The organism is Ercella succinigenes (assembly GCF_900002895.1).
The window spans coordinates 16790-40815 of sequence record NZ_CDHP01000039.1; the positions used below are offsets into that span (position 1 = coordinate 16790).

22 protein-coding genes, 1 rRNA gene and 1 other RNA gene are annotated in these 24026 nt (G+C 39.2%); 18 read left to right on the forward strand and 6 right to left on the reverse strand.

Annotated features, from left to right (window positions below; genetic code table 11):
• The first annotated feature begins 264 nt into the window (after positions 1–264).
• From AC0KSB_RS08645 to AC0KSB_RS08660, 4 genes are all read left to right on the forward strand, one after another.
• Positions 265–534: a hypothetical protein gene (locus AC0KSB_RS08645; protein ID WP_472308303.1), complete on the forward strand. Its 270-nt coding sequence runs from the start codon at positions 265–267 to the stop codon at positions 532–534.
• A 10-nt stretch (positions 535–544) separates the two neighbouring features.
• Entirely contained in the window at positions 545–1441 is an 897-nt protein-coding gene (gene mazG / locus AC0KSB_RS08650) for a nucleoside triphosphate pyrophosphohydrolase (protein ID WP_472308305.1), read from the forward strand.
• On the forward strand, positions 1428–1670 hold the full coding sequence (locus AC0KSB_RS08655; protein WP_472308307.1) for an RNA-binding S4 domain-containing protein: 243 nt from the start codon (positions 1428–1430) through the stop codon (positions 1668–1670). Before mazG ends, AC0KSB_RS08655 begins: the two co-directional genes overlap by 14 nt.
• Before the next feature lie 184 nt (positions 1671–1854).
• On the forward strand, positions 1855–2175 hold the full coding sequence (locus AC0KSB_RS08660) for an FtsB family cell division protein (protein WP_472308309.1): 321 nt from the start codon (positions 1855–1857) through the stop codon (positions 2173–2175).
• Positions 2176–2220: 45 nt separating this feature from the next.
• Here AC0KSB_RS08660 and recR read toward each other — a convergent pair whose 3' ends face one another.
• The 5 genes from recR to AC0KSB_RS08685 all read right to left on the reverse strand — a co-directional run bounded on the left by recR (position 2221) and on the right by AC0KSB_RS08685 (position 6786).
• Complete coding sequence (recR, locus tag AC0KSB_RS08665; RefSeq protein ID WP_472308311.1) at positions 2221–2823, reverse strand: recombination mediator RecR; 603 nt, start codon at positions 2821–2823, stop codon at positions 2221–2223.
• A gap of 5 nt (positions 2824–2828) precedes the next feature.
• The gene (locus AC0KSB_RS08670; RefSeq protein WP_472308313.1) at positions 2829–3191 is read right to left on the reverse strand and encodes a YbaB/EbfC family nucleoid-associated protein; all 363 of its coding nucleotides are present in this window, start codon (positions 3189–3191) and stop codon (positions 2829–2831) included.
• A gap of 4 nt (positions 3192–3195) precedes the next feature.
• Positions 3196–4875 (reverse strand): DNA polymerase III subunit gamma/tau, encoded by a 1680-nt coding sequence (gene dnaX / locus AC0KSB_RS08675; protein ID WP_472308315.1) that lies wholly within the window; start codon positions 4873–4875, stop codon positions 3196–3198.
• Positions 4876–4905: 30 nt separating this feature from the next.
• An RNA gene (gene ffs / locus AC0KSB_RS08680) (signal recognition particle sRNA large type) lies at positions 4906–5080 on the reverse strand.
• Between the two features lie 38 nt (positions 5081–5118).
• Complete coding sequence (locus AC0KSB_RS08685; protein WP_472308317.1) at positions 5119–6786, reverse strand: formate--tetrahydrofolate ligase; 1668 nt, start codon at positions 6784–6786, stop codon at positions 5119–5121.
• Positions 6787–7092: 306 nt separating this feature from the next.
• Here AC0KSB_RS08685 and AC0KSB_RS08690 point away from each other — a divergent pair, with 306 nt between their 5' ends.
• The 12 genes from AC0KSB_RS08690 (at position 7093) to gyrA (ending at position 19811) form a co-directional block, all read left to right on the forward strand.
• Positions 7093–7368 (forward strand): Veg family protein, encoded by a 276-nt coding sequence (locus AC0KSB_RS08690; protein ID WP_472308319.1) that lies wholly within the window; start codon positions 7093–7095, stop codon positions 7366–7368.
• Positions 7369–7550: 182 nt separating this feature from the next.
• Positions 7551–8474 (forward strand): 4-(cytidine 5'-diphospho)-2-C-methyl-D-erythritol kinase, encoded by a 924-nt coding sequence (locus tag AC0KSB_RS08695; protein WP_472308321.1) that lies wholly within the window; start codon positions 7551–7553, stop codon positions 8472–8474.
• Positions 8465–9919 carry a CapA family protein gene (locus tag AC0KSB_RS08700; RefSeq protein WP_472308323.1) on the forward strand — a complete coding sequence of 485 codons (1455 nt, stop codon included), beginning with the start codon at positions 8465–8467 and terminating at the stop codon, positions 9917–9919. The genes AC0KSB_RS08695 and AC0KSB_RS08700 overlap by 10 nt, the downstream gene beginning before the upstream one ends.
• 163 nt (positions 9920–10082) lie before the next feature.
• Complete coding sequence (rpmH, locus tag AC0KSB_RS08705) at positions 10083–10217, forward strand: 50S ribosomal protein L34 (RefSeq protein ID WP_472308325.1); 135 nt, start codon at positions 10083–10085, stop codon at positions 10215–10217.
• An 86-nt stretch (positions 10218–10303) separates the two neighbouring features.
• A complete protein-coding gene (gene rnpA, locus AC0KSB_RS08710; RefSeq protein WP_472308327.1) occupies positions 10304–10657 on the forward strand; it encodes a ribonuclease P protein component in 354 nt (117 codons plus the stop codon).
• The gene (gene yidD / locus AC0KSB_RS08715) at positions 10654–10890 is read left to right on the forward strand and encodes a membrane protein insertion efficiency factor YidD (protein ID WP_472308329.1); all 237 of its coding nucleotides are present in this window, start codon (positions 10654–10656) and stop codon (positions 10888–10890) included. The genes rnpA and yidD overlap by 4 nt, the downstream gene beginning before the upstream one ends.
• Positions 10891–10904: 14 nt before the next feature.
• Entirely contained in the window at positions 10905–11957 is a 1053-nt protein-coding gene (locus AC0KSB_RS08720; protein ID WP_472308331.1) for a YidC/Oxa1 family membrane protein insertase, read from the forward strand.
• Between the two features lie 44 nt (positions 11958–12001).
• Complete coding sequence (gene jag, locus AC0KSB_RS08725) at positions 12002–12769, forward strand: RNA-binding cell elongation regulator Jag/EloR (RefSeq protein WP_472308333.1); 768 nt, start codon at positions 12002–12004, stop codon at positions 12767–12769.
• A gap of 104 nt (positions 12770–12873) precedes the next feature.
• Positions 12874–14325, forward strand: coding sequence for a tRNA uridine-5-carboxymethylaminomethyl(34) synthesis GTPase MnmE (mnmE, locus tag AC0KSB_RS08730; protein WP_472308335.1), 1452 nt, complete (start codon positions 12874–12876; stop codon positions 14323–14325).
• 36 nt (positions 14326–14361) lie between these two features.
• Positions 14362–16296, forward strand: coding sequence for a tRNA uridine-5-carboxymethylaminomethyl(34) synthesis enzyme MnmG (gene mnmG / locus AC0KSB_RS08735; RefSeq protein WP_472308337.1), 1935 nt, complete (start codon positions 14362–14364; stop codon positions 16294–16296).
• A 27-nt stretch (positions 16297–16323) separates the two neighbouring features.
• The gene (gene rsmG, locus AC0KSB_RS08740) at positions 16324–17100 is read left to right on the forward strand and encodes a 16S rRNA (guanine(527)-N(7))-methyltransferase RsmG (RefSeq protein ID WP_472308339.1); all 777 of its coding nucleotides are present in this window, start codon (positions 16324–16326) and stop codon (positions 17098–17100) included.
• A gap of 74 nt (positions 17101–17174) precedes the next feature.
• Entirely contained in the window at positions 17175–19811 is a 2637-nt protein-coding gene (gene gyrA, locus AC0KSB_RS08745; RefSeq protein ID WP_472308341.1) for a DNA gyrase subunit A, read from the forward strand.
• Positions 19812–19894: 83 nt separating this feature from the next.
• Here the strand turns inward: gyrA and AC0KSB_RS08750 are convergent, their stop codons facing one another.
• Positions 19895–20857: an L-lactate dehydrogenase gene (locus tag AC0KSB_RS08750; protein WP_472308343.1), complete on the reverse strand. Its 963-nt coding sequence runs from the start codon at positions 20855–20857 to the stop codon at positions 19895–19897.
• A gap of 224 nt (positions 20858–21081) precedes the next feature.
• Here AC0KSB_RS08750 and AC0KSB_RS08755 point away from each other — a divergent pair, with 224 nt between their 5' ends.
• A complete protein-coding gene (locus tag AC0KSB_RS08755; protein WP_472308345.1) occupies positions 21082–22254 on the forward strand; it encodes an iron-containing alcohol dehydrogenase in 1173 nt (390 codons plus the stop codon).
• A gap of 324 nt (positions 22255–22578) precedes the next feature.
• Positions 22579–24026: ribosomal RNA gene (locus AC0KSB_RS08760) — 16S ribosomal RNA — on the forward strand; the annotation flags it as partial.

A 24026-nucleotide genomic window follows, 5' to 3' on the forward strand; every position in this document is an offset into this window, starting at 1 on the left:
GATGAAATTAACTGTCATTAATGCACGGCTTCTTTTTAGGTTCATTTAAATTTTCGAGAGGGCATTTTTGATATAATCTATGTGGAAGTTGATTAATAGAAAATGCCAGCGGGGGGGACCGCTGACATTAAAGGAGGGGGTTAATATGAAGGGTTGCTTTATTAAGCATCCTCATACTAACGTTGAATTGTAGAGGCATCATGGTATAATCGTGAATAAAATGTTAAGCAATTATATTTGTTTTTTTACATGTCAGGAGTATGTATGAAATTAGAGGGTCGTGTTTTCAAAGGGCATTTGCTATTAAAGATAGATACTGCAAGCCGTAATGACAGGGATAAATCAACATCTGCGCAACTTGAAGCTTGTCTTGTAGACCTTTGTCATCAAATGGAAATACCAATACCTTTGTGGCTTAAAAAAAACACAAAGGAATTTGCCAGGTTTCACCAAACTATTTTTTTTGATGGGCAGTTTACAGAAACAATAGATTTTGATAGATTCCAGATAAAATGGCTGGAAGATGATGAGTAGGAGTGAGTAAATGACAGATAATCCCAATAATTACGAAAAGAAAAATAAGGCTTCAGATTTTGAATTGAAGGATTCATATAGTTTGTCGGAACTGCTCGATCTGATGGCTTTTTTAAGAAGTGAGGATGGCTGTCCTTGGGATCGGGAACAAAACCATGACAGTATTAAAAAGAATATGCTTGAAGAAGCATATGAAGCAATTGACGCAATAGATAGCCAGCAGCCGGATAGAATATGTGATGAGCTAGGAGATGTATTGATGCAGGTTGTTTTCCATGCTCAGATGGCCTCTGAAAAAGGAACTTTTACTTTTTCAGATGTTGTTTCAGGAATTTGCAAAAAACTTATTTCAAGACATACACATATTTTTGGCGCTGATTTAGGAAATTCTCCAGAAGAGGTTTTAAATTTGTGGGAAGAAAACAAAAAGAAAGAGAAGGGACTTGGCAGTCATAGTCAGATAATAAATGATGTTCCTAAATCACTTCCTGCATTGCAGCGTAGTTATAAAGTTCAGCAAAAAGCAGCAAAAGCTGGTTTTGACTGGGATAATATTAATGGGCCGATTGAAAAGATACATGAAGAGCTTTCTGAAATTGAAGATGCCATAAAAATAACCAGACAACAAATTGAACATGATACTATTTCTGAACAAGAAGCAGGGAAAATTATTTCTGAAGAAGTAGGTGATTTGCTGTTTTCGATCGTAAATTATGCCAGACATTTGAATGTTCAACCAGAAATTGCCCTTGCTCAAAGCACCGAAAAATTTATTTCCCGTTTTATGGATGTCGAAAAAAAAGCCTTGAGAAAAGGGCTCAAGCTTGAAAAAATGTCTTTACAGGAATTGGATATGCTTTGGGAACAGGTTAAACAAGAGAAAGGTAATAGAAATGAGATTAGATAAATTTCTTAAAGTATCAAGAATTATTAAGCGCAGAACTATGGCTAATGAGGTCTGTTCTGCCGGTAGAGTTTTGCTTAATGACAAACCTGCTAAACCAGGATCTGAGGTGCGGCCGGGAGACATTATAGAAATTGCTTTTGGTAATGGTAATACAAAAATAAAAGTTACTCAAATAAAAGAAACTGTTAGAAAAGAAGAAGCAGCAGATTTATATGAAATGGTCGAATAATTTATATAAGCAGAAAATATGTTCTTACAAAGATGTAACATGTTGATTAAAAAGGTTATGAAATTGCTCTATCTCCGATTTAACCATTGCTGTTTTGTGATGAAAAGTTTAGAATTATAACTGGTAACATAAGAAACAGTCGGGCTTTATCTTTTATATATTAACGACTGGGGATGGATGTAGTATGTCTGATCAAAAGAAAATAAAAAAAACTTCCAGCTCGCCACAGAGAAAGTCTGTTTTTATCAGAATTATTATCGGACTGGTGGTTGTTCTGGCTGTTGCTTCCGGCATAGCATTCTATTTTGAGCAGGAAGAGCAGTTAAGGAGAATTGAAGAGAATAAATATGCTTTACAAAAGCAATTGGATCAGGCCTATATAATAAATGGCGAATTAAAAGCCTTGCGCGATATAGTTGATACTGATGAATATGTTGAAAAGATAGCCAGAGATCATCTTGGTATGATTAAACCCAATGAAATAGTTTTTGAAGACCAGCAATAGCTAGACTGCTTTTTGTTACTTAAAGGAAAAGCAGTTTTTTGTTACTTATATTTCGCGCCTTCCTTCAAGAGCTCTGGCAAGCGTTACTTCGTCGGCATACTCAAGATCTCCACCCATTGGAAGTCCGTGTGCGATCCTTGTTATTTTTATGCCTGTTTTTTTCAGTAAGCGAGCTATATATAGTGCTGTAGCTTCACCTTCGACGGTGGGATTAGTCGCTAGAATTAATTCATCAATCTCAGGCTCATTTTGCAATCGCTGAACAAGTTCACGTAAACGAATCTGCTCAGGACCAACATGCTGCATTGGAGATATAACTCCGTGCAATACGTGATATTTACCCTTGTATTCATGCATTCTCTCTAGTGCAGAAACATCTCTTGGGTTTTCCACAACACAAATTTGATTGCTGTTTCTTGATTTAGAACAACAAATCTCGCAAGGATCCTGATCTGTTAAATTGCAACAGACAGAGCACAATCTTGTACTCTGTCTGGCTTCTGTTATTGCTTTGGCCAATTCGCTGGCCTGGTTTTCAGGCTGAGCAAGAATATGAAAAGCCAGTCTCTGAGCGCTTTTCTGACCAATTCCTGGAAGCTTTCCCAGTTCTTTGATTAGTCTGGCAATGCTGGGAGAATATCTAGCCATAATAATTAGAATCCGAAGGGCAGATTTTTACCGCCTGCAACCTGACTCATTCTAGCTTCTGATTTTTCTTCCAAATTGCGATAGGCCTCGTTAACTGCTACAATTATCAGATCTTGAAGCATTTCTATATCCTCAGGATCTACTACTGCTTTATCAATGATAAGCTCTTTCACTTGTTTGTCACCAGAAACAACAACCTTTACAGCATTTCCGCCTGCTGTTGCCTCTGCTGACATTTCAGCTATTTCTTCCTGGGCTTTTTCCATATCTCTTTGCATTTTTTGCACTTGCTGCATCAATTGATTAGGGTTACCACCTGGGAATCCTCCGCCACCTCCGGGGAAACCGCCTCTGCGTCCTTTTGCCATAAGTTTATTCCTCCATTTTTATTGGTATACCAAACTGTTCTGCTGTTTCTCTTGCTTTTCTTATCCAGGGCTCTTCTGCATTTACACAGCCCTCATTAGATGCTTTTTCAGGATCTTCCTCAGATCTGATTTTTAATTTCATTTCTGTTCCGCTGATATCCCTAATTGCTTTTGATAAAATTTTCTGTGATTGGTCTTTGCTGAATTCTTTATAATGAGCAGTATCATTTTTGCCAAATATAACCTGAAACTCATTCTGACATAAGCGGACAGAAGCTGCCTTGCCAAATAAATACATTACCATTTGTCCTTGAAGCTGTACATGATCAAGGACTTTATTCCAAAATTCTTTGAGATCAAATTCGCTTTGTACAACCGGTGGTTCTTCCATAATTAAGTCAGGTATATCTTCCTGAGGAGGTTGCATATCCTGTTGAACAACCGGTGGTTCTTCCATAATTAAGTCAGGTATATCTTCCTGAGGAGATTGTACCTTCTCAGGAACAACTGGAATTGATTTTGGTTGAGTAGTAATTCCTGTTTTTTCTGTACTGCTCTGGTAGGATTCACATTTAGTCGAAACATTATCATTACTGATAAACTCCGACATAATTCTAATTAGCCCGACTTCTAGGAATGTGCGAGGATCACTGCTCCAACGTAGGTCAGACATAAGTTCAGACAAAGCCTGAATTAATTTGATGATTGTTTGATGGCTGATCTGTTTGGAGAGGGAAATCATGTCTTCTATGACAGAATCTGTTGTCTGTATAAGCTTTTGAGGTTCTCTGGAAATCTGACATATCAAAAGATTTCGGTAATATTGTGCTAAATCAGTAATAAATCTTGATAAATCCCGACCTGACATTACAAGTTCATTTATGCTTGTTATAACAATATCTACTTTTCCTTTTAAAATTGCTGTAGCTATTTCAGTCATGAAGCTATCTTGAGTTATGCCTGCCAGCAGCATTACATCGTCTCTTTCGATTCTGCCGGCGATGCTTGCTCTTGCTTGATCAAGAAGGCTGATGGCATCTCTCATTGCGCCGTCGGCAAATGTAGCGATGGCCTCTAAAGCCTGATCAGACAAATCTATATCATCTGCCTTAGCAATTTCTTTAAGTCTGACTGCTATACTATCCAAAGGTATTCGCCTGAATTCATAGCGCTGACACCTTGACAAAATAGTTGCAGGCAAACGATGAGGCTCAGTAGTGGCCAGAATAAATACGGCATGTGCCGGTGGTTCCTCCAAAGTTTTTAGCAAAGCGTTGAATGCACCCGTTGACAGCATATGCACCTCGTCAACGATATAGACTTTGTATTTTGCCAGTGAAGGCATGAATACAACTTCATCACAGATTCTTCTAATATTATCAACACTATTATTAGAAGCTGCGTCCATTTCTACGACATCCATAAGCGAGCCGTCCAGAATACCTCGGCAGACCTGACAGCTATTGCAAGGATTACCGTCTATTGGATCCAGACAATTAATTGCTCTGGAAAATATTTTTGCCAAAGTTGTCTTGCCGGTACCGCGCGTGCCGCTGAAAAGGTATGCGTGTCCGATTTTCCCTTTTATAACTGCCTGCCTTAAGGCATATACAGCCTGTTTTTGTTCGACAACTTCATCAAAAGTTTTAGGTCTCCACTCCCGATACAGGGCAAGATAAGACATATTGCACCTCTCAAAGACGCTTTGATTACAATACAAAGCCGCCATGCCTGACCTGCAACCGATGCAGGCTACCCTGCGGCACATACGGTTGACCGCTTACCGCTGCTTCCTTCCGGACCTGACGGGGTTCACGGGCCGCATCGCACAGGACCAGCGATCGGCTGCAGATCAGACACGGCGGTGACTGTTCGCCGAACTATTATAACATAGTTGATTGATGTATGCTACAGTTTGAATGTCTAATTAAAATAATCCAATGATTTCGCCATTAGAGACATCTATTTGCTCCGCTGCTGGTTTTTTGGGTAAACCTGGCATTGTCATTATATTACCTGTAATTGCAACAATAAAACCTGCACCTGCCGATAAACGCAGTTCTCTAACTGTTATGTCAAAGTTTTCTGGTCTCCCCAGAAGATTGGGCTGGTCAGAAAGACTATATTGTGTTTTGGCCATACATATCGGCAAAGAAGCATACCCTGACTTTTCAATTGCTGCAATATCTTTTTCGGCGGCCGTTGTGAAAACTGCTTTATCAGCTCCATATATTTCTTTTGCAATAGTATTTATTTTTTCTTTAATACTCAAATTAAGATCGTATAGAGGTTTGAATTCCGACGGCTCTTCTTCTAAAGTTGATAATACTGCTTGAGCCAGCTCGATACCTCCCTCACCACCTTTGGCAAAAACTTCTGACAAAGTGAGTTTAATTCCTCTTTGAGAACAGGCCTTTCTCACCAATTTGATTTCGCCATTTGTGTCGGAATCGAATCTGTTAAGGGCTACAACACAAGGCAAACCAAACTTTTGAATGTTCTCCATATGTTTTTCCAAATTTACAAGTCCTTTTTCTAAGGCCTGAAGATTCTCAGCAGCTAACTCGGATTTGGCTACACCACCATTATATTTCAGTGCTCTTATTGTAGCTACCAACACTACCAGATCAGGATTTAAATTGCCTGAACGGCACTTTATATCAAAAAATTTCTCTGCTCCCAAATCTGCCCCGAACCCTGCTTCTGTAACTACTATATCGGCTAATTTAAGTCCCAGACGGGTAGCCTGAATACTGTTGCAACCATGAGCAATATTAGCAAAAGGCCCCCCATGCATTAAAGCAGGTGTGTTTTCAAGAGTTTGAACGAGATTGGGCTTAATAGCATCTTTTAGCAAGGCTGTCATCGCTCCGGCTGCTTTTAAATCGGCTGCTGTAACAGGCTCGTCATTGAATGTATAGGCGACAATGATTTTTTCAATTCTTTTACGTAGATCTTCAAGATTATCCGCCAGACATAAAATCGCCATTATTTCGGAGGCAACAGTTATTTGAAAACTATCTTGTCTGGGGATGCCATTTAGCGGGCCTCCCATGCCTATCATGATATTTCTCAACGCACGATCGTTCATATCAAGGCTTCTTTTCCAAAGGATTTTGCGTGGATCTATCTGCAAAAGATTCCCTTGCTGCAAGTGATTGTCGAGCATAGCGGCAAGAAGATTGTTGGCAGCTGTAATGGCATGAAGATCTCCGGTAAAATGAAGATTGATATCCTCCATTGGCAAAACCTGAGAAAAACCGCCGCCAGCAGCGCCCCCTTTGATACCAAAAACAGGGCCTAGTGATGGTTCTCTTAATGCGATAATCGCTTTTTTTCCTATTTTTGATAATGCCTGTCCCAGCCCAACTGTAGTTGTTGTTTTGCCTTCTCCGGCCGGTGTAGGGTTAATTGCTGTAACAAGTACCAACTTGCCGTCTTTATTATTCTTCAACCTTGTTAGCACGTCATCGCTTATTTTTGCCTTATAATGACCATATGATTCAAGCTCAGAGTCACTTATTCCTAATTCTGCTGCAATCGAATTGATTGGCTTCATTTTTGCTTTTTTTGCAATTTCAATATCTGATAACATTTGGATCCTCCTATTGTTATGTAACTTTTTTATAGAGTATTAATTAACGGTAAAAGCTACAGTTTCTGACGCTATTTAAATTTGATACCATATTTTCAGAATTTTAACAATCATTTCTTCAAAAGTTACAATTAAACTACTTGGTAATATACAATATTTTGCGTATCATGATATGGCATACCACAACTTATAGTATATAAAGATTAAAACAATTTGACTTTAGTTTGTGAAAGTGTTAAAATCTCGACAGTGGGGGGCATGATTTTTTTGATATGAAGGAAATCAGCAACCGGAGGTGCAAGCAAAATGATAGTTAAATCAGATCTGGATACTTGTCGCAAGGATATGCAGACCAAAATAGGAAAACGTATCAGATTAAGGTCAAATGGCGGACGTAAGCGGACAATAGTTCAGGAGGGGATACTGGACAGTTGTTATTCAAATGTTTTTACTGTTCGTTGCTCAAAATTAAATAAATATCAGGAGCTCGTTTCATATAGTTATGTTGATATCCTGACCAGAGTTGTAGAAATTGCCATTGAGACAGAAAATGAATTTTGCAAATGTGAAGTAGCGAATTAATTATTTATATATAAATTGATTTTCTGCTATATGCAAAGTGGTTTTGCTAGTTTGGACAAAGAGATTTTTTGAATTTAGCCTGATTCGATGTTGAATCAGGCTTTTCATTTTAAAGGAAAATTCAAAAACAATGATATATAATACAAAGGGATAGAACATATTTCTAAAGTCTGGAGATGAACATGCAAGCATTAACAATTGAGGCATGTGCCAAGATTAACCTTTATCTTAAAATAACAGGGCGAAGGCCAGATGGATATCATCTGCTTGAGTCCTTGATGCAATCTGTCACTTTATCAGATATTGTAGACGTTTCAATAGATAAAAGTTCAAGCGGTATTTTTCTGGAAGCTGATCAGAAAAACATTCCACTTGATCAAAAAAACACCTGCTTTAGAGCTGCGGAAAAATGGCTTGAAGCCAGTGGTGAAAAAATGCTTGTTCGTATTAAGCTTCAAAAAAGAATTCCGTCCGAAGCTGGTTTGGGTGGTGCAAGTGCAGATGCTGCTGCTGTTCTTAAAGCTCTTAATCAAATGAGCGACAATCCTTTATCTGCAATTCAATTAAATAATATAGCTGCTGAAACGGGTGCTGATGTTCCGTTTTGTCTTAACGGAGGTCTGGCTTTTTGTGAAGGAATTGGAGAAAAAATAACCGCTCTGGAACCTTTAGAACAAAAACCTTTAATAATTATAAAACCTTCATTTGGGTTATCTACTCCAGCTGTTTTTTCATATATTGATGCTAATAAATCTTGTTTGAACGAAAGAAAAAATATCAGTGGCAATATGAAAACGATTGCTACTGCAAAGCAAAAAAAATGGTCTGATTTATCAAACTATGCCAGAAATGAAATGCAGTTTGCAGCAACTCAAATGAAGCCTGAATTAGAGTATTATATAAGATTGCTGGAGAGTGAAGATTCATTGCTTGCGTTGATGAGTGGATCAGGGACAAGCATTTTTGCCATATACCAAAGCGAGGAAGCAAGAGATAAAATGCACGAAAGACTTTGTTGCCAAATAAAGCCAGGTGACAATATTTATAAAGCTTTGACCAGCAATTATGGTCTTAATGTGATAGGGAGAAGAGCGAGATGTCTTTGAAAAAAAGCCGAAAATCAAAAATTCATGGTGATAATCATATTTATGATGGCAAGCAGAATTATAGAAAACATAAAAAGAAAAATGGCAAAAAAATTGCTGCGGCAATAACATGTGTACTTGTTATTTTTACTCTTGTTTTGGCTTTCAGCCCTGCAGCCAGAAGCTTTCTGATAAATGGTGCGAATTTTTCCCATGTTTTAGGTGGAGAAAAAACAGCGTCTGATCAAACTCAAAATATAAATGCCTCTGAAACTACTTTAGGGGATCATAAAGACCAGCAAAGTACGGTTAAGCAAGAAACAGAGCCGTCTGAAACTGTTTTAGAGGAAGCAGAAATTGAGATTGTTGCAGTTGGTGACGTGCTTTTACATATGCCGGTCATCGAAGGGGTAAAAAGAGTTGTAGATGGTGAAACAGAGTATAATTTTGATCCTGTATTCAAATATGTAAAAAATATTATAGATTCTGCTGATTATTCTATTCTTAATTTTGAGGGGACTCTTGGGGGTGAACCTTATTCTGGATATCCTATGTTTTCTGCCCCGGATGATATTGTTCCTTCATTGATTAGAACAGGATTTGATCTTGCAAGCACAGTTAACAACCATAGTATAGATAGAGGTCTTGCCGGTCTGATTAGAACGGCAGAGGTATTTCGGGAAAATGGGTTACCCAATATAGGTACCAAAGCAAATTCCTCTGACAAAAGTTATCGTGTAGAAAATGTTAATGGCATAACGATCGGGTTTTCTTCTTTTTCATTTGAAACAATCGGTACGGAAACCAATAGAGCTCTTAATGGGATAACAATGCCGGTGGAAGCAGAAGATCTGATAGATTCTTTTAATCCTTACAGGGCTGAGCTGTTTGAAGCTGATGTTCAAAATATCTTAGATAGAGTCGAGCTTATGAGAGAAGAGGGCGCAGAGTTTATTTGCCTGATAATGCATTGGGGAGATGAGTATGCTATACATAGCAATTCTTATCAGCAATTTATGGCACAGACTTTTGCGGATGCCGAAGTTGATCTCATTATAGGTCATCACCCCCATGTGGTTCAGGAAGTTGATTTTGTTAAATCAAGCAAATCTGATCATGAAATGCTGGTTTATTATTCGCTTGGTAATTTTATAAGCAATCAGTACTTTGATACAGGTAATGCATCAGGAAGAGGTCAGGATGGTCTTATGGCAAGGGTGATAATAAACAAATCTGGAAATGAAATAAAAATTACCAGAGCAGAATATATCCCGATTCATGTTGTAAGAGTTCAGGAAGAAGGCATTCCCTCACATAGAGTTGTTGCGGTTGTAGATGCACTGGAAGATCCAGCTTCGTTTGATACTACTTCCGATTTGATGCAGGCATCACTGGACAGAACCGAAGCTGTAATGGCCGCAAACGGACAAAGTGGGAGAATTGATTTACACCTCTCGGGAAGCTAGACTTAAAAATAAAAGTAGTCTAAAAAAATAAAAGTATGCCCGGGTTTAAATGTAAATCTAAATATGGCTTTCAAGTATGGTTTTCAAGGTTGACATTATGTATTGATGGCTTGTATAATGCTTAAGCTATTGTATAAACAAACTCGTGGAGGTGAACATACAAATGAAAATGACATTTCAGCCTAAAAAAAGGCACAGAGCCAAAGAACATGGCTTCAGAAAAAGAATGAAAACAGCTTCGGGTCGTGAAGTTCTGCGTAAGCGTAGACTTAAAGGGAGAAAGAGATTATCTGCCTGAGACCGCAACTTTGTGGTCTTTCTTCTTACTCGGCCATAAATCCGGCTTTAAGGCATGGTCCGGCAAAAAATTTAAAAGGATAGCTTATGAAGCAGGAGAGCAAACTAAGATATAATTATGAATTCTCCCGTGTATATAAAAAAGGTCGTCATGTATCGGGAAGGGTTTTGGTTTTGCATTATCTTAAAAGGCCAAACCGTGGCCTTCGTGTAGGGGTCACGGTTGCTCGTCGTTTAAAAGGAGCTGTCAGGCGTAACCGCTATAAGAGGTTAATCAGAGAAAGTCTAAGACTTATTAAGGCTGATTTAAAACCAGGTTATGATATAATCATAGTCGGTCGTATGGCTGAGGATCTGCCTGATTATTTTACGGTTAATCGTGAAATGATGCATCTGTTCAAACGTGCCGGTTTATGGCAAGATAGATGTGATGCACCATGATCAGGCAAAAAATTAAAGCTTTTATTGTAAGAATAATGATAGTGTCGATCAGGTTCTATCAGAAATATATATCCAGGCATCTGGGAAGTCAGTGTAAATATATGCCAACTTGTTCCCAGTATGCTATTGATGCGATCAATCGCTACGGTCCGGTTAAAGGCTCAGGATTAGCTATATGGCGAATACTGCGTTGTAATCCTTTTTCCAAAGGCGGTTATGATCCTGTCAAGTGAAAGGAGATCGTTTAATGGATCTTGCCATAGTTTCTTTAGGTTTGATGGACCCGCTTTATACTGCTTTTGGTTGGGTCATGCGTGTTTTGTACGATGTAATAGGCAATTACGGCTTAGTAATAGTTGTTTTCACAATAATATTAAGAGGTTTGATGATTCCCTTGGGAATTAATCAGCAAAAAAACACTTTAAAGCAGCAGGCTCTTGCAGGGGAAATTGCTGAAATAAAGCGTCTTTATCCCGATGATAAGGCTAAACAGAGTGAACTTCAGATGGAACTTTACAAACATCATGGAGCTTCTCCTATGGCTGGTTGCCTGCCCTCGATTTTGCAGCTGATTATTATCTGGCCTATTTTTAGAATAATCCAGGCACCTCTTAGGCATATAATGCATGTATCTACGGAAAATCTGGAGAAAATAGGTCAATACCTTCATCAGACCTTAGATTCTGCAGGAAACCCCCTTATATCGCAAAGTGCTGCTGATGCTGCGGCAACAATGAACATCCCAATTCTCAACGCACTTGATTCAAGTGCTTCGTCTTTAGCCCATATAGTAAATGAAGGCTGGCTTAATCTTAATCAGTTGATAAACGTCGATTTTTTAGGTATGAATCTGGGATTAACACCTACATATCGCCCTGCTTTGCTATTTGGAGATAACAGATGGACGTATCTGCCTCTGCTTCTGATACCTGTTCTCGTTTTAGGTACAACATTGATTCAAATGAGAGTTTCAAGGATGACCATGCTTAATCGCAAGCAGAAAGCTATCGATAAAGAACGTGACAAAAAGAATCCTGCAAGAGCAGGGCAGTCTCCTCAGGATAGCACAGAGTCAATGATGAAAAGCATGAACATAATAATGCCTATATTTATGCTTTGGACTACTTTTACTTTCCCCGCAGCAATGGGTCTTTACTGGATAGTTGGCAATATGATGATGATACTTCAGTCTGTTATCATCTATTTCCTGTTTACAAAAAAATTGGAGAAACAAAATAAAGATCAGAGTGATGAGAACTTGGCTCCAAAGAAAAATATTGAAGTTGAAGTTTCACACTGATCTGTAGAGATAAAACCGGATTATTGGATATCAGGAGGTATACGATGTCTGAATCAATAGAAAAAACAGCTAAGACTGTTCAACAGGCAATTAATGATGCACTTGAAAGTCTGGGTGTAAGTGAAGATGAAGTGGTTATAGAGGTTTTGGATGAAGGTGAAAGTGGAGGCTTGCTAGGAATAGGCCGCCGTCCGGCCAGAGTCCGTGTTTCGCTTGCTGATCAGGAAGAATTGACTTTTCCTGAAGATGATTTTGAACAAGAGGAACAGGGTGAACCTCTTGATTCAGAGAGTTTAAGCAATGATGACGAAGAACCTGTTTATTATGGTGATGATGAATTTACAGATGAGCCTGAATCTTTAGCTGAATCGGAAACAATGGATTATATTGCAGACATTCTGAAGGGCATAGGTATTCATGGGCGTATAAGTTCTTATTATCAGGATGACAATCTTCATATAGATGTAAGCGGAAAAGATTGTGGTGCTGCTATAGGAAGACATGGTGAGACACTTGATGCTATACAGTATTTATCTTCTTTAGTTGCCAATAAACATTCAGAAGATCACTTGAGGGTAGTTGTTGATATTGGTGGATACCGCAAAAGAAGAGAACAGACTTTAATTGGTATAGCTGAAAGAACTGCCAGCAAGGTAAGTCGCAGCGGCCGTCAATATAAACTTGATCCTATGAAGCCATCTGAGCGTAGAATAATTCATTCTGCTTTGCAGTCTTTTCCTGGCATAACAACTTTTAGTGAAGGCGTTGATCCTGACAGATATGTTGTAATTGCTCCTGATCAGCAGGATTGATCATATATTATTCAGTATGGCCCTGCCAGTTCAAAATATAATCATCAGCGGCCATAGGGCGGAGACCCTGTGGCTGTTTTTGTTGAAAAACGGAGAGAGGAAATATGATAAATCAATTTACAGATGATGTGGCCGATAAGCTCTCTGAAACTATTGCCGCTATAGCAACGCCTCCAGGTCAGAGTGGAATAGCTGTAATAAGAATTTCGGGACCGGCTTCTGATTATATCGGCGATACAATGTTTGAACCTGCAGGGAAAAATCCGAAAAAATATAGTCAGATGTCAGGCTATACCTGTGCTGCAGGTTATTGGCTTTCTTATCAAAAGCCTGAGGATGGTTTTTCTAAAAGCAGAAAAATTGATCAGGTTGTTGTGACAAAATTTTCAGCTCCACGTTCTTATACAGGTGAAGATATTTTAGAAATATCATGTCATGGCGGAACGGCTATTAAAGAAGAAATACTTTCGAATATTTTGTCTTCAGGTGTTAAAGCAGCTGGTCCAGGTGAATTTACTAAAAGAGCTTTTCTTAATGGAAAGCTTGATTTGGCACAGGCAGAAGCTGTAATGGATATTATTTCTTCAGAAGCAAGATTACAAGCAAAAGCTGCTCTTAATCAGTTACAAGGGCAGGTTTCAGAGCAAATAAAAAAATCAAAAGATAGAATTTATGAGTTGTTGGCCAGGACGGAGTTGATACTGGAATTTCCAGAGCATGAAGAGACCCCGGAAAATATAAATGATCTTAAAAAGCAGATTGTTTTGGTAAAGCAAACAATACAGCATCTTACAGATTCCTATAGTCAAGGAAGACTTTTGAGTGAAGGCATGACTGTTGTTATAGCAGGAAAACCAAATGCAGGTAAATCCTCTATGATGAATCAACTTGCCGGATTCGAGCGAACTATAGTAACAGATATACCAGGTACAACACGTGATACAATTAGAGAAACGATTGATCTGGATGGATTGCCTGTGCATTTGATTGATACCGCAGGTATAAGAGAATCAGCGGATCCTGTTGAAAAGCTTGGAATTAACAGAGCAAAACAAGCAATGGAAAAAGCTGATCTGCTAATTTGGCTTGTTTCTCCTCCTATATCAAGCTTGGCAAATGAAATTACAGATATAAGTAATGCATTGAAAAATGATGTACCGTTGATGATTGTTTGTGGTAAAGAAGATTTAAACGAAAACCAGGAAATAAAGGCCAGATTGGTTTCGGAATTTCCCAGTCAGCAAATTATTTCTTTTTCTGCCATTACAGGAGAAGGATTGAAGGAAATTCGTGCTTTAATACATAAAATTTATAATGATCATGGACAATCTTCGAATGAATCTGTTTTGATAACCAATATACGCCATAAAGAAGCGGCAGCAAACGCCGTAAAAATGTTAAGTGAGGCAGAAACTGCTTTAAATAATAACTTGACGCTTGATTTAATTGCAATGCTTTTAAGATCATCGGCAGAAGCATTGTCCGAAATTACTGGTGATTGTGTATCTGAAGAAATAGTCCAAGCTATTTTTTCCCGGTTTTGTGTTGGAAAATAGTCTTATGGAATCAGCGTTGAGGGCATGGAGAGATATATGTTAACGATAAAGAAGGCGCTTGAGAAAAAAGGAGCATGGCTTCAACCGGAATGCGAGATAGTAGTTATTGGGGCAGGTCATGCCGGTTGTGAAGCGGCACTGGCCTCTGCCAGATTAGGCAAAAAAACAGTTCTTTATACAATGAATCTGGATAGTCTTGCTAATATGCCATGTAATCCTAATATAGGAGGAACAGCCAAGGGTCAGTTAGTAAGAGAAATAGATGCTCTGGGTGGAGAAATGGGACGGGTTGCTGATCAGACGATGCTTCAATTCAGGATGCTGAATGCGTCAAGAGGTCCGGCAGTTTTATCACCAAGGGCACAAATAGATCGCAGAGCATATTCTGATTTCATGAAAAGTGTTATTGAAAAACAGCCTAATCTCGAGCTTTTTCAAGGTGAAATTGTTGAAATTCTGACAAATTACAATGAAAATAACAAGAAAAAATATATTGAAGGTGTTATGACTAAAAGTTATGCCATAAGACCTTGCAAAGCTGTTATATTAGCGACAGGAACTTATTTGAATAGTAAGATAATAATGGGTGAATGCCAGTATGAAGGCGGGCCGGATGGTCTATTTGCTGCTACTGGGTTAACGGACAATCTTCGCCGGTTGAATTTACCGATAGTGAGGTTTAAAACAGGTACTCCCGTGAGAGTAAACAGCAGATCAATATCTTTTTCGGATTTGGAATTACAGCCAGGAGATCAAAGTATCACTTCATTTTCTTTTGAAAATGAGAATAAAAGTGTATTAGATGCAGCTGATCAGATTCCCTGTTGGTTAACCTGGACAAGTGAAAATACTAAACAAATAGTAAATGAAAACATAGCAAGATCGCCTTTGTTTAGCGGAGTCATTGAAGGTGTGGGTCCAAGGTATTGTCCGTCGATTGAAGATAAATTTGTTAAATTTCCTGATAAGCAGAGACATCAAATTTTTATTGAACCCACTGGTAGGAATTCTTGCGAAATGTATATTCAGGGTTTTTCCAGCAGTATGCCGGAAGAAGTTCAGCAGCAGATGGTAAAATCTGTACCCGGACTTGAGAAAGCTCAAATAATGAGAAGTGCGTATGCGATAGAATATGATTGTATAGATCCGACATGTTTACATCTCTCTCTTGAGACACATGAAGTAGATAATCTTTTTTGTGCAGGACAAATAAATGGTTCGTCCGGTTATGAAGAGGCTGCAGCACAAGGGATAATTGCAGGAATAAATGCTGCTCATAAGCTTTCGGATAAACAACCAGTTCTGATTGATCGATCGCAGGCATACATCGGTGTCCTGATAGATGATCTTGTAACTAAAGGAACTTCGGAGCCCTACAGGATGATGACATCCAGAGCAGAATACAGGCTGCTTCTTCGTCAGGATAATGCAGATTCAAGATTGACTCCTCTTGGATATAAATTGGGATTGATCAGTGAGATAAGATGGAAGCAATATTTAGAAAAGCAAAAACAAATTGCTTCAGAAATTGCCCGCTTAAAAAGCGAAAGAGTCAGACCTTGCTTAGAGATAGAAGCTGTTTTGAAAAAATATAATAGCACCATGATAAAAAGTGGAACTTTGCTGGCTGACTTGCTTAAACGGCCGGAATTAAATTATAAAGCGTTGGAAACTATTGATCAACAAAGACCTGACTTGCCGGAAGCAGTTTGTTTTGCTGTAGAGGTAGAAGTAAAATATGAAGGATATATTAGTCTTGAGGCAAGTAGAATTGAAAAATTCAAGAAAATGGAAAGTAAAATGCTGCCAGAAAATCTCGACTATTTTCAAATTAAGGGATTGAGAATTGAAGCACAGCAAAAGCTCAATAAAATTAAACCTGTTTCAATAGGACAGGCAGGCAGAATTTCAGGGGTATCGCCTGCTGATATATCTGTACTTCTGGTGTATCTGGAAAATTACAAAAAATAATCAATGAGATAAATCAAGGAGAGACAAATGTCTGACCAAAAAAAATCAGATTTAGCTAAATTTGACAAAGAATCATATAGAGAATCCCTAAGGCAGGCACAAGAAAAAGCCGGCATTATTCTTAGTGCGGATCAGGAAGAAAAATCATTGCGGTATGTGGAATTACTGATTGAATGGAATACAAAAATAAATCTTACAGCACTTACCGCTCCAGACGATGTTGCAATCCGGCATTTTCTTGATTGCTGGACTCTTTTGCCTTTTATAGACAATTTTGTTAAAAGTTCCGGGAAAAAGAATATTTCGCTTATAGATGTGGGAACAGGGGCCGGATTTCCAGGTCTGCCGATAAAAATTTTAAGACCTGATATTGAAATCACTTTATTAGACTCGCTAAACAAAAGAATAAAATTTCTAAATGACGTTATTGGAGAGCTAGCTCTTAAAAACATTTCTTGTAAACATGGACGAGCAGAAGACGCTGCTAAAAGTAAAGTGTTACGTGAAAAATACGATCTAGTGACTGCAAGAGCAGTTGCACCATTACCGGTATTATGCGAATACTGTTTGCCCTTTGTTAAACCGGGAGGCTATTTTATAGCAATGAAGGGAGATTTAGATGAAAGCAAAGAGCTTAGTCTGAAAGCCATAGGAATTTTGGGTGGAACACTTGAGAAGCAAGATAGATTTACTTTGTCGGGAACCGATATGAAAAGAACACTGTTATATATTAAAAAAACTAATAAAACACCCATGCAGTATCCAAGAAAACCTGGACGTCCTCAGGAAGAACCTTTGTTTTGAACAAGCCTTTTGCAGGGATTTATGCTATAATAGAAGAGATGATCTGAACGGTAATGACAGGAGGAAATACTTGAATGGCTGATGAGCTTGACAAGAATCAGGACCTTAAAAATTTAGATAAAAAGGAACTGCAGAAAATAAAAGAAGCTGCTGTTGATGCAGCTTTCCAAAATCCAGCAAATACTATTATTCCAGTTGATTTAGAAGATGAAATGAAAAAATCATTCATTGATTATGCAATGAGTGTTATTTCTGATAGAGCGCTGCCTGATGTCCGGGATGGACTTAAACCAGTGCACCGTAGAATTCTATATTCAATGTATACACAGGGGTTTACCCCGGATAAGCCTTATCGTAAATGTGCTACTACTGTTGGTGATGTTCTTGGACGTTTCCATCCACATGGAGATGCTGCTGTTTACGACTCAATGGTAAGAATGGCTCAAGACTTTTCAATGCGCCACATGCTTGTCGACGGTCACGGCAATTTCGGTTCTCGTGATGGTGACTCTCCGGCTGCATACCGTTATACGGAAGCTCGACTTTCCAAAATATCTATGGAAATGATGAGCGATATAAATAAGGATACTGTAGATTATCGGCCAAACTTTGATGAACACGTTATGGAACCTGTTGTTCTGCCTGCCAGATTTCCAAGTCTGCTTGTAAACGGATCAATAGGAATAGCTGTTGGTATGGCAACCAGCATACCGCCCCATAATCTTGCAGAAGTAATAGATGGAGTCATGATGCTCATTGATCAACCTGATGCAACGGTTGATGATTTGATGACCGTAATAAAAGGTCCTGACTTTCCTACAGGTGCTACTATTTTAGGTACTTCGGGAATAAAGTCTGCATATAGAACAGGTCGGGGCAGGATAGTTGTCCGAGCCAGAACAGAAATAGAAGATATGAAAAACAACAGGCAGCGCATAGTTGTTAATGATTTGCCCTATATGGTAAATAAAGCGCGTCTGATTGAACGAATGGCTGATCTCGTTAAAGACAAAAAAATTGAAGGAATCTCTGATTTAAGAGACGAGTCAGATAGAAATGATGCTGTTCGTATAGTAATTGAACTGAAGAGGGATGCTAATGCAAATGTTGTATTAAATCAGTTATATAAACATACTCAACTGCAAGACTCTTTTAATGCTAATATGCTTGCTCTCGTTCAGGATAATGAGGGTAAGTATGAGCCGCGTGTGATCAATTTAACGGATGCTCTTAAACACTATATTGATCATCAGAAAGACGTAGTAAGTCGCCGTACAAAATTTGAACTTGAAAAGGCGGAAGCTCGTCGGCACATAGTAGAAGGTCTACGCAAAGCTATAGATCATATAGATGAAGTAATTAGTATAATTCGTTCTTCGCGAAATGAAGATGAAGCAAAAAAACGATTAATTGAGCGTTTTGATTTCAGTGATAAACAGGCACAACATATAGTTGATATGAGACTTGGACGATTAACAGGTCTTGAACAGGAAAAACTTCAAAATGAGTTTAATGATTTATGCGAAAAAATAGATTGGTTTATTAGAGTCTTATCTGAAGAACCTCTTTTGCTGGGAATTATTAAAGAAGAGCTGGCTCAGGTAAAAAATAAATATGGTGATGAGAGAAGAAGTTCAATTGAAATAGGTGGCGACGATGATATAGATGATGAATCACTGATTCAAGAAGCATCAATAATGGTCACACTTACACATTTTGGTTATGTTAAAAGAATGTCTATGGATAATTGCAGTACACAACACCGAGGCGGTCGAGGTGTGACTGGTATGCAGACAAGAGAGGAAGATTTTGTTGAACGAATGATATCTACCTCTACACATGCAACACTGCTGTTTTTTACCAGTTTCGGAAAAGTTTTCCGTCTGAAAGGTTATCAGATACCAGAGGCTGGCAGGCAGGCAAAAGGAACGGCCATTGTAAACCTGCTCCATCTTGATGCAGGGGAAAAAATAAGAGCAATTATTCCTATTCAGTCATTTGATCAAGGCGGATGCCTTATGATGGCAACTCTTCGTGGTGTTGTTAAAAAGACTGAGTTGATTGATTACAGTAACATTAACCGTAATGGTCTTATTGCTATAAGCTTGCGCGAAGATGATGAATTGATTGGTGTTCAGCTTACAAATGAGCAAGATGATATTGTTCTGGTAACTAAAAATGGCTTGTCAATAAGATTTAAGGATTCTGATGTAAGAGCAACAGGCCGTAACACACAAGGTGTTCGTGGAATAATGCTTGTTGACGAAGATCAGGTTATAGGTATGGCGCCAACTTCCCCAGATAGAAATTTGTTGGTAGTATCGGAAAAAGGTTTTGGTAAAAGAACTGAACTAGATGAATACAGAGTTCAATCACGTGGTGGTAAAGGCCTGATTACTTATAAACCTTCGGAAAAAACAGGTAAACTTGTTGGCATTGCTTTAGTCAGTGATGAGAATGATATTGTTCTGATTAATGATCTAGGCGTAATGATCAGAATGTCTGCTTTTGAAATTCCGATCTTATCAAGGGTTACTCAAGGAGTTACTCTGATGAGAGTTCGTGATGGTAAAGTTGTAGATCTTGCTTGCATTGACAGAGAAGCTTGCGAAGAAGAATCAGAAGAAGACACATCTAATCCTGTAGGTATAGATCAATCCAGTGAAGATAATGTAAATTCGGAACAGACTGTTACGCAGGAGCAGGAATAAAATAAAATTTCCATAAAAAAGGGGCTGTCTGCAGACAGCCCTTTTTGTTTTAAGGTAATTACTAATCTTCATTTATAAAATTTTCAAATATCTATGACCTGCTCGAGAACTTTCTTCACCTGTTCAGCTGAATGGCGCAAAAAACGTAATTCCTGTTCGTCCAGTTCAAGTTCAAGAATTCTTTCCACTCCATCAGCACCGACAATTGAGGGTACGTTTACAACAACGTCACTAATTCCGTATTCTCCACTTAGAACAGTTCCGACTGTACGAATTGTGCTTGTTCCTTTTAGTATTGATTCAACAATTGTATTGACAGCTATGGCTATTGCATAATATGTTGCGCCTTTGCGCTTGATAATCTCTGCACCAGCTTTTTTTGTTGCCTCAATAATTTGAATACGGTCAGCATCGTCAAATTCTATACCAGAGGTTTTGCAGTAATCATCAATAGATAAACCTGCAATGTTGGTAGCACTCCAGGCTGGTAATTGAGAATCACCATGTTCTCCGATAATATACCCGTGGACATTTTTCACGTCTATATCTAATCTTTCGCTCAATAAATATCTGAAACGGGCACTGTCAAGAACTGTACCTGAACCTATAACCCTGCCTTTGGGAAGTCCTGACCACTTTGAAACCATGTATGTCATGACGTCAACAGGATTAGAAACAACTAAGATTACACCACCATTGTAATACTTCATGATGTTTTCTGTAATTTCTTTGCCTAAAGCAACGTTTTTACGTGCGAGATCCAGTCGTGTTTCTCCTGGCTTTCTGGGCATACCTGCCGTCATTACTATTACATCACAATCTGCGCAATCACTATAGTCACCAGGTCTTACAGACATTTGTCCAAGAAAAGGTAAACCATGATTAATATCCATTGTTTCACCTTCTGCTTTATCCTGGTTGATATCGATCAGGATAAGCTCGCTGCAAAGTTGCTTTATAGACATTGCAAAAGCAATGGAAGCACCAACAGAGCCCGATCCTACAACTGCAACTTTAGAGCCGCAAATTCTATTTCTGGAATTCATAAATTTTCCCCCCATTATAATTTAGATGAATGATCAACGTTATTTTAGCGGTTAATTGGCTACTATACAAGAAAATTCAAAGCATTTTCTGTCTTTCTGGAAAATAAACAAATCCTACAAGCGTTATGGCTTGTTAAATAAACAGAATAGTCATAATATATATATATGCCTATATGAAAGCATATACTAATATGTATATTAATTTGTTTAGCAGGAGGAATAATATGCTTAATTTTGAATTTTGGAGTCCGACATGTTTTGTCTTTGGAAAAGATACTGAAATGGAAACAGGCAAATATGTCAAACGTTTTAAGGGGTCAAAGGTTTTACTTCATTTTGGCGGTGGATCAGTTGTCAAAAGTGGTCTTTTGGATAGAGTAAAGAAATCTCTTGATGATGAAAAAATATCATGGGTAGAGCTTGGAGGTGTTAAACCTAATCCAAGAAGCGGTCTTGTTTATGAAGCAATAGAATTATGTAGAAAAGAAAAAGTCGATTTTATTTTAGCTGTTGGAGGAGGTAGTGCCATTGACTCTGCAAAAGCTGTGGCCATGGGAGTTAATTATGATGGCGACTTTTGGGATTTTTATGCTCAAAAAGCAGATCCGCAAAATACATTGCCGGTAGCAACTGTTCTTACAATACCAGCTGCTGGAAGTGAAGGTTCGGAATCAAGTGTCATAACTCAGGAAGAAGGCATGCTTAAGCGTGGTCGAAGCGATCAATCTATCAGACCGGTATTTTCTATAATGAATCCTGAACTGACATTCACTTTGCCACCTTATCAAACTGCTTGTGGCTGTGCAGATATGATGGCACATATTTTTGAACGTTATCTAAGCAATACACCAGATGTTGAATTTACCGATCGTTTATGTGAATCTGTATTACAGACTCTTATCCGTGATATTCCTATAGTTATGGCTGACCCCAATAACTATGGAGCAAGAGCAAATATTATGTGGGCAGGGACAGTGGCTCATAATAATGCCTGTGGTGTAGGTCGAGAACAGGATTGGTCAAGTCATGATATTGAACATGAATTATCTGCCTTGTATGATGTTGCCCATGGTGCAGGCTTGGCAGTAGTTTTCCCGGCATTTATGAAATATACATTAAAACATGATGTTATGAGATATGCGCAATTGGCAGTAAGAGTCTGGAATTGTGAAATGGATTATCAAAATCCGGAGAAAACAGCTCTTGAAGGTATTGAAAAGCTTGAGCGCTTCTGGTCATCAATAGGATTGCCTATTAGATTTGACGAGCTAGGGGCGAAAGAAGAGGATATATCAAAGATGGCTGCTAAAGTGGGTCTCAAAGAAGGACAGCGTCTTGGTTCATTCCAACCTTTGACGACAGAAGATATAGAAAACATCTATAGACTTTGTCTGTAATTGATATCTAGCTTACTTATTAAATAAAATTAGCAGGTCTTATACTTTATATTATTTAAAGTATAAGGTCTGTTTTTTGTTTATTACAGCGTAAAAGGGTCTCTTACGGCTTAGAAAGCGAAGAATGAGAGAACTGAAAAAACACTGAAAATAGGTGTTGACAAAAGGAAAGTACGATGTTAATATAGTCGAGCACCTCACGAGAGCGTGAGGGGAGGAACCTTGAAAATTGAACAGTGTAAAAGACAAAAGACGAGCCAAAAATCAATTCTAACAAAGAGTTGAGCAAGTAAACAAAGAGCCAAAAGGTTCTCGGATAATAATTTATTTGAGAGTTTGATCCTGGCTCAGGATGAACGCTGGCGGCGTGCCTAACACATGCAAGTCGAGCGGGGTTTAATAAGGAAGTCTTAGGACGGAAAGATTAAACCTAGCGGCGGACGGGTGAGTAACACGTGAGCAACCTGCCTTTAGCTGGGGAATAACACTGGGAAACCAGTGCTAATACCGCATAACATCTACTCTAGGCATCTGGAGTAGATCAAAGGAGAAATCCGGCAAAAGATGGGCTCGCGTCCGATTAGATAGTTGGTAGGGTAAAGGCCTACCAAGTCAACGATCGGTAGCCGGACTGAGAGGTTGAACGGCCACATTGGGACTGAGACACGGCCCAGACTCCTACGGGAGGCAGCAGTGGGGAATATTGGGCAATGGGGGAAACCCTGACCCAGCAACGCCGCGTGAAGGAAGAAGGTCTTCGGATTGTAAACTTCTTTGATCAGGGACGAAGAAATGACTGTACCTGAAGAACAAGTCACGGCTAACTACGTGCCAGCAGCCGCGGTAATACGTAGGTGGCAAGCGTTATCCGGATTTACTGGGTGTAAAGGGCGTGTAGGCGGGTCTGTAAGTCAGATGTGAAATCTCCGGGCTTAACTCGGAAGGGTCATCTGAAACTACGGATCTTGAGTACTGGAGAGGATAGTGGAATTCCTAGTGTAGCGGTAAAATGCGTAGATATTAGGAGGAACACCAGTGGCGAAGGCGGCTATCTGGACAGTAACTGACGCTGAGGCGCGAAAGCGTGGGGAGCAAACAGGATTAGATACCCTGGTAGTCCACGCCGTAAACGATGAATACTAGGTGTAGGGGGTATCGACTCCCTCTGTGCCGCAGCTAACGCAATAAGTATTCCACCTGGGGAGTACGACCGCAAGGTTGAAACTCAAAGGAATTGACGGGGGCCCGCACAAGCAGTGGAGTATGTGGTTTAATTCGACGCAACGCGAAGAACCTTACCAGGGCTTGACATCCTCTGAACGCTATAGAGATATAGATTTCCCTTCGGGGACAGAGAGACAGGTGGTGCATGGTTGTCGTCAGCTCGTGTCGTGAGATGTTGGGTTAAGTCCCGCAACGAGCGCAACCCCTATTGTCAGTTGCCATCAGGTTAAGCTGGGCACTCTGGCGAGACTGCCGTTGACAAAACGGAGGAAGGTGGGGACGACGTCAAATCATCATGCCCCTTATGTCCTGGGCTACACACGTACTACAATGGCAACAACAGAGGGCAGCCAGGTCGCGAGGCCGAGCGAATCCCAAAATGTTGTCCCAGTTCAGATTGCAGGCTGCAACTCGCCTGCATGAAGTCGGAATTGCTAGTAATGGCAGGTCAGCATACTGCCGTGAATACGTTCCCGGGCCTTGTACACACCGCCCGTCACACCATGAGAGTTTGTAACACCCGAAGTCAGTAGTTTAACCGTAAGGAG